The sequence below is a fragment of the Nocardia sp. NPDC102475 genome (assembly GCF_055584605.1).
Map to the genome: position 1 here is coordinate 194088 of NZ_JBVJLS010000015.1, position 11256 is coordinate 205343.

Genomic DNA, 11256 nt, shown 5'->3' on the forward strand with positions numbered 1-11256 from the left:
GGAGAAACAAAAGTGGAACGCATCGGCGTGATCGGCGGCGGCACCATGGGTGCCGGTATCGCCGAGGTAGCCGCCCGCGCAGGCGGGTCGGTCCTGGTTCTCGAACGCGACACCGAGGCGGCCGACGCAGCCGTCGGGCGTATCGAGAAGTCCCTGGCCCGCGCGGTGAAATCCGGCCGCCTCGAACAAGCCGCCGCCGACGCGGCCCGCGCCCACATCACACTCACCACCTCGATCGACGATTTCGCCGACCGCGAGCTGGTCATCGAGGCCGCACCCGAGATCGAATCGCTCAAGGTCGACTTCTTCACCAAGCTCGATGCCATCGTCTCTCCCGAGACCATCCTTGCCACCAACACCTCCTCGATCCCGGTCATCCGCCTGGCCAACGCCACCGCCAACCCGGGCCGGGTGGTGGGTGTGCACTTCTTCAACCCGGTCCCCGTACTGCCGCTGGTCGAGATCGTCGTAACACTCAGAACCGAGCGCGCAATCGTCGACAAGGTGACCGCCTACGCCCGCGACGTGCTGGGCAAGCGCACCATCGAATCCAAGGACCAGGCCGGCTTCATCGTCAACGCCCTGCTGATCCCCTACCTGTGCAACGCGATCCGCATGTTCGAAACCGGTTTCGCCAGCGCCGAGGACATCGACGAAGGCATGGTCAGCGGCTGCGCCCACCCCATGGGCCCACTACGCCTGACCGACACCGTCGGCCTCGATGTCACCCTCGCCGTCGCCGAATCCCTCTACGCCGAATTCGGCGAACCCCAATACGCACCCCCAGTGCTGCTGCGCCGCATGGTCGACGCCGGATACCTGGGCCGCAAAACCGGCCGCGGCTTCTACACCTACTGATCGGTCACGGAACCGGCCGCCCGCGACGGGTACGGGCGGCCACCACCGAGACAATCTGCTGCTCGATGGCGAGAAGTCAACGGCTGTCACCGATTTCGATAGCTGCGAGATTCGGTGATCCGCCTGCGACATGATCCTCGTTCCGACGATGCTCTCCGGACAAAGCCGCGAAGCCTTCAGCCCTCCGACATCATGTTTGCCCTCAGCACCGCCGCTGGTCCGGTCAGCGCATGGCGCGGAAACCCTCCTCACGATCAACCGTGCGCCGTATTGCCGAAAAAGACTGGTAGACCGCCTCTCTCATGATCCATGCATCCTCGACATGACCTGAATATCCCGTAGATTCCGGCGATGGTCGGCGACCCGCCGACAGCTACAGTCGGCGCATTGACCTGAGGCGTCTGATCGGGGTGCCCGTCCATTTTGCGCACCGAACCCGACCGCCCGCAGCATCGAGCCAGCATTAGTAAGTGGCGAGTTGAAACCACGGCATAACCACTCATGCCCGCCGAGCTGGCCGATCTCGGGGCCGCATCCGTGACATGGCACGCCGATCACCGCGGCAGCACCGCCACGTGAACGACGCGGGTTGCTGCCTGGGCGGAACACGAGGGGTGATCGACGAGATCGACTGTGCGCGCAAGCGGTTGCCGCCAGTTCAGGCCAGGGAGAGGAAGAGCTTTTCCATCTTCTTGGTGTCGACGCCGTCGGGGCCACCGGTGGTGAGGCACTGCTGGAGTCCAGTGGCGACAAGCGCGTAGCCGCTGCGGCTGAGGGCCTTGTTGACGGCCGCGAGCTGGGTGATGACGTCCTCGCATTCCGCGCCTTCTTCCAGCATGCGAATGACGCTGGCCAGGTGTCCGTGGGCTCGCTTCATGCGGAGGGTCACCGCCTTCACGGCCTCGGGTTCCAGCTGCATCGCGGTTCTCCTTCAGTAGTGCCGATCGGCTGTGCCTGGCGTGCGCACCGATCCAACCCGCCGCGGTCGGCGGCTTTGTCACTCGCCAGTGTACATCCCCCCGGGGGGATGCTATCGTCGGTCGAAACATCCCCCCGGGGGGATATGCAGGAAGGCGGTGAGACGTGGTAGAGACGGTGCAGAAAATTCGTGGTGCAAAGCCCGTGTCAGCAGGCCGGTTCGGTCCGCTGGGACGGCTCGGAACATGGGCGATCGACCATCGGAGGCTGGTCACGGCGGCATGGGTGCTGCTGGTGATCAGCTTGGGCGCCTTCGCGCCCATGGTGGAGAAGAGCCTGTCGGGCGCAGGTTGGCAGGCCGATGGCTCGCAATCGGTCGCCGTCCGGCAGTTGGCGCAGGACTATTTCGGCGGTAACGCCAGTCACGCGATCCAGGTGGTGGTGCACAGCAGCGCCGGTCCGCTCGACAGCGGTGACGGTCCGGCGGTAATCGCCGAGGTCACGCGGGTGGTCCAAAGCGATTCGCGGATCGCGCAGGTGATTGCTCCGACGCCCGGCGCGAGCCTGTCGCCGGACCATCGCACGGCAGTGGTGCTCGCCGGCGCGGGCGCCGATACCAACGAAATGGTGCGCGCCGCAACCGATCTGAAGGGCCGGTTGCAGGCGTTGTCGACCGATACGGTGCAGGTGAATCCCACCGGATCGTCACTGTTGTGGTCGGATTTCAACGCCGCCAACCTCGACGCGATGATGAAATCCGAAATGTTCTCCTGGCCGGTCACTTTGGCGATCCTGGTGCTGGCGTTCGGGGCGCTGGTCGCCGCCGGTCTCCCCCTGCTGCTGACCCTCGCCGGGCTGATAGCCTCGGCCGGTTCACTCGTGCTGATCAACCACTTCGTGCCGGTATCCATCTGGGCGATGAACTTCGCGATGATGTTCTCACTCGCGCTCGGTATCGACTACGCACTCTTCCTCGTGGTCCGGTTCCGCGCGGCGCTGATGGGCCGGCACGAGTCGCCACGCGAAGCCGTCGCGGAAACCATGGAAACCGCCGGAAAGGCGGTACTGCTGTCCGGCGCCACCGTCCTGGTGTCGCTGTCGGCGGTCATGCTCGTGCCCTCGCCGTCGTTCCGGTCGATGGCCGGCGGCATCATGCTCTCGGTCGTCTTCGTCCTCGCCGCGACCCTGACCCTGCTGCCGGTCGTGCTGTTCAAGCTGGGAGATCGGATCAACAAGCTATCGCTGCCCTGGGTGCATACCGGTGAGCACCGGTCGCCCGCCTTCGCCCGCTGGGGCGAACGGCTGTGGCGCCGACCGCTCGTGTGGGGTCTGGGATCGTTGATCGTGCTGGTGGCGCTGGCCGCGCCGGCCGTCGGGTTGAAGACGGCGATGCCGTCGATCAAGGTGCTGCCCGAGAACGCGAGCGCCCGAGTCGGGTACTCGCTGGTACAGCAGGCCTTCGGACCCGGTGCGCCGGGCATGCTGCAAGTGGTGACCAGCTCACACGATGCCGAGGCCACGAACCGAATTCTGGCGGCCGACAAGGGTATCGGTGCCGTGATGCCGATGGTGCCCTCCGCCGACGGCAGCGACTACCGCATGATCGAGGCGGTCCCGACGGTCGACCCGTCCGACCCGACGCTCACCGCCACCGTGGCTCGCCTGCGGGCCGAGCTACCGGCATCCGCACAGGTCGGCGGGGCGGCGGTGGAGAACATCGACCTGAAGCAGCAACTGGATCGCTACACCCCGATCGTGATCGGCGTGGTGCTCGTCCTAGGCTTCGCGCTGCTGCTGTTCGCATTGCAGGCACCACTGATCTCGCTGCTCGGTACCTTGACCAGCCTGCTCTCAACTGCCGCCGCCTTCGGCGTCGCCCGGCTGGTGTTCCAGGACGGGATCGGTTCCGGCATGCTCGGCTTCGAGCACCAGGGCTTCCTGGACGCCTGGGCGCCGGTGTTCTTCTTCGCGATGATCTTCGCGATCGCCATGGACTACACCGTGTTCCTGCTCGCCTCGGCCAAAGAGCACTGGGAACGCTCAGGCGATCCCCGAGAGGCCATGGTCGGCGCTGTCGCACACTCGGGGCGGGTCATCTTCGCCGCCGGTGGCGTCATGGTCGCGGTGTTTTTCACCTTCGCACTGTCCGGCCCGCTGCCGCCCAAGGAGATGGGCGTGATCCTCGGCGTCGCTGTCCTGCTCGACGCCTTCCTGGTCCGGCTGGTCCTGCTGCCGGTGATGCTGCGGCTGGCCGGGCGCACCGCCTGGGCCACGCCGACCTGGCTGCGCCGAATCCTGCCCACCATCCACTTCTCGCACGGCTGAATTCGAAAGGAATCCGAATGACAACGACCGAACACGCCAGCAGCCACGGCAAACAGGTGCTCCGCGAACTGACTCCACTGCACCGCGACCTGCGCAAGGCCATCCCCGACGTGTACCAAGGCTTCGGCGAACTGAGCAAGGCCGCGTTCGCCCCCGGCGCGCTCGACCGCAAAACCAAGGAACTCATCGCCTTCGCGATCGGCGTCGTCGAAGGCTGCGACGGGTGCATCGCCTCGCACGGCCAAGCCGCGGCACGCGCCGGGGCGACCCGACAGGAGGCCGCCGAAGCCATCGGCGTCACCTTCCTGATGCACGGCGGACCCGCGACCATCCACGGCGCCCGCGCCTACGAGGCCTTCTCCGAATTCGCCGCGGCCGTCGACGCCGACGAGAACCCCGCCTGATTCAAGGGAAGAGGATCCATCCGTGTGCCGACCCATCCGCTGCAAAACCTGCGCCAAAACCACCTGGTCCGGCTGTGGACAACACATCGCCCAGGTCAAGGCCACAGTCCCCGCCGATCAATGGTGTCCAGGCCATCCGGATGCCGAACGAAGCAGCTGGCTGCACCGAATCCTCGGAAAGTAGGTGAACCCATGCCCCACATGAACATCGACCGCGCTGCGCTCACCCTCGCAGGCACCATCACCCTGCTCGGCTTGACACTCGCGGTGCTGATCTCGCCCTGGTTCCTCCTGCTGACCGCGTTCGCGGGAGCCAACCAACTCCAGGCGAGCGTCACCGGATTCTGCCCTGCCGCAGCACTTCTGCGTAAACTCGGGCTCCCAGCCGGCCGCGCGTTCAGCTAGCCGAGCACGCTACAGCAGAAGGGACAGCGGCGAAAACCTCCGGATGAAGGGCAGCCACCGAAAGGTACGTTTATCCGGAGTTCGTCAATGGGTAGACCGATCCGACTGATGTGATGGCAATAGTCGTACCATGAGTTTATTTGCCAGGCTTTCGGTAACGACACCGAAGCCAAAGATCCTCGGCGAGCACCAGGACCTGGTGCCCGCGACGGCTGTAGCGGGCTATGCGGGCTTCCCAGGCGGCTGCATCCAACGCCGCTGCCTCACGCAGAGTTTCGAGGAACGCCGCACCGTCGGAGCGCAGCGCCTGCGACGTATAGCTCGCCACCGCTGCGAGATATTCGGCCGCCGCCCTCCCACGCCAACCGTGTGGGACGGGGATTATGGCGGACACTCCTGGCTAATCGGTGTTGAACAGCTTCTCCACTCGCCTGGCGAACAGTACGTCACCCTTGACACGCAGCTTGCCCGAAAGCATTGATTTCGTTCCCGACGCCTGACCGGACAGCAATCGTAGGAACAGCACATCGCCCAGTGTCAACGACACTGTCGGTTTGACACCCGCCGTCGCCTTCGTCACGGTGCACGCGCCGTCGCGAATCGTTACCAACCACTCGTCGGGAGTCTGTCCTACTCGCCACAGCACGGTGGCATCGACACCGCGTGCCTCATCGACACTCAATCGGTCCGGCATGCGCGTGAAAACGGTGTCGAGCATGGTGCTTCGCAACTCCGGGTCGGCCAGCGCTGCGCGCAACTGTTCATCGGAGGTACTGGTGATGAGGTTCTTGAACTCCCCCGGCGAGACTTGCTCGGGGTCGATCTCGGTGATGTCGTCCATCGGATTCCCTCCATCGGACGCCGAATGGCTTCGGCGCGTTCGAGTCACGGTGTTCTCGGGTGTCGAGCTAGCTGCGCGGATCGGCGACATGGACGGGTCGGTTGACGTCGCTGACCGTCACATCGAGCACGGATTGCGATGCGGGGTCCCCGTGGCCGATCACCAGCCTTGTCGCGACCGGCTCGTGTCGACCCCCCACCTTGAACCACACCGTCAATGTGCCGTCCGTGGTGACGTTCGGGACCACCTGCGCGATGTCGTGGGCCGCCACGATTCCGGTGACGCGGAACGCATCGACGTTGTCGACGGTCTCCCTGGCCTCGGTCTGCACCGAAGTCATTGATGACAGTAGGTTCGCGACTCCTCGGTGCGGGTCGATCAGCGTGGTTGGCAACGGATTGGCCGACCCGTTCTGCTGTGGCGGCGCGGGCGCGAATCGTCCGGAAGCGTCGCGGGTGTAGATGGTCGAGTCGATCTCGACGAAATCGAGGCGGGTGTCACCGAACACCGACGGCACCACGAGCTGCCCTTTCGCTCGCGGGTCACCGTCACGGGCCACGTCGGCCGACATGGCCCGTACGCTCACTCCGCTCAGGGGCGCGCCGCTGAGTTGCAAGGTAACGTGCGCGCTTGTCGTCGCACGCGCCGCGGCGGCGGCGTTGCGCAGCAACTGGGCAGGTCGCGGCAGACCGCCATCCGCGGTGCAGCCGGTGCCGCCGATCAGCAACAGCAGGGCCGCCACGGCGATGCCGATACCGGCGCGTCTGCCGATCATCGGATCAGGTGGGCGGAGTTGGTTCGGCGCACCTTGCCCGACGGAGTCTTCGGTATCGACCCCGGACTGACAACGGCAACCGAGCGTGGTGTCGCCCCCACGCTGTCGCGGACGACGCGGGTCACCTCCCGTTGGATGCGTGCGACGTGCTCGTCGTCGTTCCACTCGGCGGACTCGACGGCGACCGCGAAACCCTCACGGATTTCCCCGGGTTCGAGTCGCACGGCGACTGTGTTGCCGCGTCGCACACCCGCCACCGTCGCGGCGGCGCGCTCGATATCAGTGGGGAAAATATTGCGGCCCCCGACGATGATGGTGTCCTTCTTGCGCCCACATACGACGACCTCCCCTGATTCGGTGAGGTAGCCGAGATCGCCGGTCGGTAACCACCCGTGGTCGTTTCGTGCTGAGCTGTAACCGTTTTCGGTGAAGTAACCAGCGGTGACCGCGGCACCGGCGATGAAGATCTCGCCGACCGTGCGCGGCGCGACGGATGCTCCGGTGTCGTCCAGCACTCGTGCCTCGACACCGGGCACCGGTGCCCCGAGCGTCACGAAGATCCGGGCGTCCGCATCGTCGGTCGGCTGCGCGTAACCCGCCGTCTCGATGGAGTCGGGCCGCACGGCATCGGTTCGCACACCGAGACCAACCGGACTGAACGACACCGCGAGCGTGGCCTCAGCCATGCCGTACGCGGGCACCACCGCACCGGGGGAAAGGCCGAAACGTGCTCCGGCCTCGATGAATCGCGCGACCGCGGTCGCATCGATCGGTTCGGCGCCGTTCAACGCGAACCGCATACTCGACAGGTCGAACGCCCCGTCCGGAGCCACCTCCATTCGCCGGGCCGCGATCTCGTATGCGAAGTTCGGCGCGGCGGTCATCGTGCCGCGATATCGAGTGATGAGATCCATCCATACCAGCGGTGCACGCAGGAAATGCGTCGGACTCACGCACACAACCTCGATCCCGAACTGCAACGGCGTCGCCACGAACCCGACCATGCCCATGTCATGGAACAGCGGAAGCCAGCTCACCCCGATATCTCCGGCCGGATCGATATCGGCGCTCCGCGCGATGGCGTGGCCGCTGGCGTACAGGTTGGCGTGGGTGATGGCGACGGCTTTCGGGGTGCCGGTGGACCCCGACGTCAGCTGAAGTAGCGCCAGGGTGTCATCCGGAACATCGGCGGGCTCCAACGGTGTCGACGCGCCGAGCCGCGCGATCGACACACTCGGCACATCGTGCTCGGCGAGGATGGTCGCCGCGCTGTCGAAGGGGGTTCCGATCAACACCAGTTTGGCGTCGATGACATCGAGGGATCTGAGGGTGTCACGGGCCCAGACGGTCAGATCGGTTCGGTGCGTCGGTTGATGCAGCATGGTGGCCGAGGCACCGAGCAACCAGCAGGCCAGGACCGATACCACGACGTCCTCGGGTTCACCGGCGAGGATGGCGACCCGCGAACCCATCGACGCACCATGCTCGGTCAGCGACTGCGCGGCACATCGACTGTGCCGCAACAACTCCGCCCACGTCCGACGGCGCAGTGCGTCCGGCTCGCCGTAGGAGAAGCCCCGGTCGGAGGTGCTGTTGGACAGTACGTCATCGATAAAGCGCGACATCTAAGCTCCTCGTGGTTGATCGACCGCGGGCAATAGCGTCGGTGGCGCGAGGCGCTCACGTAACCGGCGTCGCCATTGCTCATAACCGGGCTCGCCGGTACTGACCGGTTGGGTGCTCGTCTCGTCGACGACCGCGACGACCGCATCGACATCGCGACCACAGAGCACTCGTGCCGCCGACACCGAGCATTCCGGTACGTACCCGGCATGTGCTCTGGCCTTGATCGCGAACGCGGCACCCTGCGCCATGTCCGCGGCGGCGGGCCCGGCACGTCGCTGCGCCGTGCGTACCTCGGACTCCGCGACTCCGCCGAGATAGGCGATGGCGGCGCCGATACCGCTCCACAGGTCGGCTCGGCGGTGTGGATCCATGCGGTCGATCCGGTCGGCGATCGCCGCCAAGTCCGCGTCGTCGACGAAGTACAACGCTCGTCCGACGCCCTGGTCGACGGCGCGCAGGAAGTAGGAACTGTCCCCCTCCCATGAGTACGGCTTGGGCCGCCACTGCCTGTCGACCCATCGCGGTGTCCGGAAAAACGCTCCGTCGAAACCGAATCCGTCGGCCGCCAGCCAGGTCAACTGTGACAACACCGCATCGTCGCCGAGGTTCGGCGTGCACCGTCGCCACAGGAACCTCGGCAGGCGCGGCATGAGTAGCCCGTAGCCGACATAGGCCATATAGGCGTGTGGCGCAGCTGGACCCTCGACGAATTGCCGGGCCAGGTGTCGCCGCCGAAAGCCGATGAGGTCGCGGGTGACGAGCGCGGTCACCGCCCCTTCGTAGGCGAGGCTGCGATAGAACGGGTCGATATGGTCGAGAGCCGCTGCGAGGTCATCGATGTCGGCAATGTCTGCGCCCATCTCGAAGCCCCGGATCACCTGTACCCCAACCTGTTCGAGCGTGCTGGTTATCGCTGCCGAGGTCGGGAACCCACGGCGTGCGAACAGCGCGTCGGCGCGAGTGGGCACGGGCAGTATTCGGCGAAGAACGCGAAGTGCTGTCACGTGGAAGCTCCTGCTGCGATCGGGTGGTGATTACGAACTGCGTCGGCGTAGCGTTACCGCGCCGGTGAGCAAGGAGGCCGCGGCGAACCCTGTCACGACAGCCAGGTCGATCCACATCGTGGTGGTCGGGTGTGGGTATGTGCCGATTTCCGTGAGCCCCTGCGCGGCGTAGCGCAACGGCACGACGTTGCTCAACCCCTGCAAGAAACCGCTCATCTGCTCCCGTGGCCAGACCAGACCGCAGAGCAGCAGCTGCGGGATCACCAAGGCGGGCATGAACTGCATCGCCTGGAACTCCGACTGCGCGAACGCACTGGTCAGCAGGCCGGTCGATGAGCCGAGCACGGCCGTCGCGATGACGATCAGCAGCACTGCCGCGATGGACCCCTGCGATTCGAGCCCCAGGAACTGGTAGGCGACCGTGGCCGCCACCGCGGCCTGCACCACGGCGACCACCGCGAAGGCCAGTCCGTAGCCGAGTAGTAGATCCATCTTCGACAGTGGCGTGCTCATGAGTCGTTCCAACGTGCCGGTAGTGCGTTCACGCAGCATGGCGACGCTGGTGACCATGAACATCGACACGTACGGGAAGATGCCGAGCAGCATCAATCCCAATTGGTCGAAGATGTCGGGGCGACCGTTGAAGACGAAGCGCAGCAAGGTGAGCAGCACGCTCGGCACCACGAGCAGTAGACCCACTGTGCGGCGGTCGTGGCGAATCTGGGTGAGCACACGCGCGGTGGTGTGCAACAGCATGTGGGCATTCACAACGAAACCTCCGGCCGGGTCTCTTCGGAAACATGCTGAGTCGCAAGGTGACTCACGGTGGCGGCCGATCGTGCTCCGTCGCCGGACTCGATCAGCCGCAGGAAGGCGCCCTCCAACGTCTCGGCTCCGGTTCGCCGCAGCAAGCCCGCGGGGTCGGAATCGGCGAGCACACTGCCCTCCCGCATGAGCAGCAGCCGATCACAGCGTTCGGCCTCATCCATCACGTGGCTGGACACCAACAACGTCGTGCCGCCATTCGCCAGGCTGTGAAAGGAGGCCCACAGGTCACGACGCAACACCGGGTCGAGGCCGACGGTCGGCTCGTCGAGCACCAACAGCTTGGGCGCAGCGATCAGCGCGCACGCCAGCGACACCCGGGCACGCTGTCCGCCGGAAAGCTTGGCGGCGAGCGTGTCTCGGTAGGTGAGCAGCCCGACATCCTCGATGGCCCGATCCACCGACTCGGCCTTCGTCCCGTACATCACCCCGAAGTAGCGGACATTCTGCCGAACGGTCAGATCGTCGTAGATCGACGGCGACTGGGTCACGTAGCCGACGTCACGGCGCAGCCGCCGATGCCCGGCCGGCTGACCGAGCACGGTGATCGTGCCCGACGAGAACTTCTGCACGCCGACGACGGTGCGCATCAGTGTTGTCTTGCCGCAGCCGCTCGGGCCGAGCAAACCCGTCACCGAGCCTTGGCCGACGGTGAACGAGATGTTGTCGAGGATCGTTTTCCGCTTCCGGCGCACAGTCACCGACCGGACGTCGATCGCACGTGACGACGAGTTGGCATCCGATGAATTCATCGGGCCGATCACCTCACTTTCAGACAGAGGGAGGAAGGATGTGACCCTGTGCGGGGCGGTCAGTTCGGGTCAGGTGATCCGGTAGAAGCGGTATTGCAGACCGAAGCCTTCGGTGAATCGGCCTTCACCGACGAAAAGCGCCTGGTTGACCCATTCGTAGTCGGGATCACCGGTCTCCAGGCGCGGCAGCACCCGGAAGTATTGGTCCTCGAATGCGGTGGGCACCCCGTCCGCGAACGCTGTCTGCACGGCGTCGGTCATCTCGATCAGCCCATCGAACTGCGCGTAGATGATCGCACCGTCGTCGGTCTCGAATTGCACGCGCACATCGGCGCGCGCCCACTGGTCGGTGCCGATCAGCACCCAGTCACCGCCGCCGGGAAGCACCCGCCCGTTGATGCGCTCACCCTCCAGCTTTCCCTCACCGACCTCGATGAACATGCGAATGCCGTGCGGGGTATTGCCCACCATGCGAGGAGGATGCAATGACGCGGTGACTTCACCTTCGAACTTCAATTCCATG

Annotated in this window: 12 protein-coding genes; 4 read left to right on the forward strand and 8 right to left on the reverse strand. The window is 65.6% G+C overall.

Annotation, left to right across the window (positions count from 1 at the left end):
- The first annotated feature begins 12 nt into the window (after nt 1-12).
- Nucleotides 13-858, forward strand: a complete 846-nt coding sequence (locus ACZ60G_RS26585) for a 3-hydroxybutyryl-CoA dehydrogenase (protein ID WP_465813303.1) — start codon at nt 13-15, stop codon at nt 856-858.
- 658 nt (nt 859-1516) lie between these two features.
- Here ACZ60G_RS26585 and ACZ60G_RS26590 read toward each other — a convergent pair.
- Nucleotides 1517-1777 (reverse strand): metal-sensitive transcriptional regulator, encoded by a 261-nt coding sequence (locus tag ACZ60G_RS26590; protein WP_387288058.1) that lies wholly within the window; start codon nt 1775-1777, stop codon nt 1517-1519.
- Between the two features lie 203 nt (nt 1778-1980).
- Between ACZ60G_RS26590 and ACZ60G_RS26595 the strand changes: the two genes are divergently transcribed.
- The 3 genes from ACZ60G_RS26595 (at nt 1981) to ACZ60G_RS26605 (ending at nt 4910) form a co-directional block, all read left to right on the forward strand.
- The gene (locus tag ACZ60G_RS26595; RefSeq protein ID WP_465813305.1) at nt 1981-4101 is read left to right on the forward strand and encodes an MMPL family transporter; all 2121 of its coding nucleotides are present in this window, start codon (nt 1981-1983) and stop codon (nt 4099-4101) included.
- Nucleotides 4102-4118: 17 nt separating this feature from the next.
- Nucleotides 4119-4505, forward strand: coding sequence for a carboxymuconolactone decarboxylase family protein (locus ACZ60G_RS26600; protein WP_465813306.1), 387 nt, complete (start codon nt 4119-4121; stop codon nt 4503-4505).
- Between the two features lie 192 nt (nt 4506-4697).
- The gene (locus tag ACZ60G_RS26605) at nt 4698-4910 is read left to right on the forward strand and encodes a YgaP family membrane protein (protein ID WP_465813308.1); all 213 of its coding nucleotides are present in this window, start codon (nt 4698-4700) and stop codon (nt 4908-4910) included.
- A 400-nt stretch (nt 4911-5310) separates the two neighbouring features.
- Here ACZ60G_RS26605 and ACZ60G_RS26610 read toward each other — a convergent pair whose 3' ends face one another.
- The 7 genes from ACZ60G_RS26610 to ACZ60G_RS26640 form a co-directional block, all read right to left on the reverse strand.
- A complete protein-coding gene (locus tag ACZ60G_RS26610) occupies nt 5311-5751 on the reverse strand; it encodes an SCP2 sterol-binding domain-containing protein (RefSeq protein ID WP_465813310.1) in 441 nt (146 codons plus the stop codon).
- A 67-nt stretch (nt 5752-5818) separates the two neighbouring features.
- Nucleotides 5819-6526 carry an LppX_LprAFG lipoprotein gene (locus tag ACZ60G_RS26615; RefSeq protein WP_465813312.1) on the reverse strand — a complete coding sequence of 236 codons (708 nt, stop codon included), beginning with the start codon at nt 6524-6526 and terminating at the stop codon, nt 5819-5821.
- Nucleotides 6523-8151 carry a fatty acyl-AMP ligase gene (locus tag ACZ60G_RS26620; protein ID WP_465813314.1) on the reverse strand — a complete coding sequence of 543 codons (1629 nt, stop codon included), beginning with the start codon at nt 8149-8151 and terminating at the stop codon, nt 6523-6525. Before ACZ60G_RS26620 ends, ACZ60G_RS26615 begins: the two co-directional genes overlap by 4 nt.
- Nucleotides 8152-9156: a DUF1702 family protein gene (locus ACZ60G_RS26625; RefSeq protein ID WP_465813316.1), complete on the reverse strand. Its 1005-nt coding sequence runs from the start codon at nt 9154-9156 to the stop codon at nt 8152-8154.
- 30 nt (nt 9157-9186) lie between these two features.
- Complete coding sequence (locus ACZ60G_RS26630) at nt 9187-9924, reverse strand: ABC transporter permease (protein WP_465813318.1); 738 nt, start codon at nt 9922-9924, stop codon at nt 9187-9189.
- Complete coding sequence (locus ACZ60G_RS26635) at nt 9921-10733, reverse strand: ABC transporter ATP-binding protein (RefSeq protein ID WP_465813320.1); 813 nt, start codon at nt 10731-10733, stop codon at nt 9921-9923. The genes ACZ60G_RS26630 and ACZ60G_RS26635 overlap by 4 nt, the downstream gene beginning before the upstream one ends.
- 69 nt (nt 10734-10802) lie before the next feature.
- Nucleotides 10803-11255: a DUF3237 domain-containing protein gene (locus tag ACZ60G_RS26640; protein ID WP_465813322.1), complete on the reverse strand. Its 453-nt coding sequence runs from the start codon at nt 11253-11255 to the stop codon at nt 10803-10805.
- Between the last annotated feature and the right edge of the window lies 1 nt (nt 11256).

Bases quoted from the DNA above. Each gene is read 5' to 3' on its own strand.
- ACZ60G_RS26590 (WP_387288058.1), bottom strand. From the start codon at position 1,777: ATGCAGCTGGAACCCGAGGCCGTGAAGGCGGTGACCCTCCGCATGAAG.
- ACZ60G_RS26600 (WP_465813306.1), top strand. From the start codon at position 4,119: ATGACAACGACCGAACACGCCAGCAGCCACGGCAAACAGGTGCTCCGC.
- ACZ60G_RS26605 (WP_465813308.1), top strand. From the start codon at position 4,698: ATGCCCCACATGAACATCGACCGCGCTGCGCTCACCCTCGCAGGCACC.
- ACZ60G_RS26610 (WP_465813310.1), bottom strand. From the start codon at position 5,751: ATGGACGACATCACCGAGATCGACCCCGAGCAAGTCTCGCCGGGGGAG.
- ACZ60G_RS26615 (WP_465813312.1), bottom strand. From the start codon at position 6,526: ATGATCGGCAGACGCGCCGGTATCGGCATCGCCGTGGCGGCCCTGCTG.
- ACZ60G_RS26620 (WP_465813314.1), bottom strand. From the start codon at position 8,151: ATGTCGCGCTTTATCGATGACGTACTGTCCAACAGCACCTCCGACCGG.
- ACZ60G_RS26635 (WP_465813320.1), bottom strand. From the start codon at position 10,733: ATGAATTCATCGGATGCCAACTCGTCGTCACGTGCGATCGACGTCCGG.
- ACZ60G_RS26640 (WP_465813322.1), bottom strand. From the start codon at position 11,255: ATGGAATTGAAGTTCGAAGGTGAAGTCACCGCGTCATTGCATCCTCCT.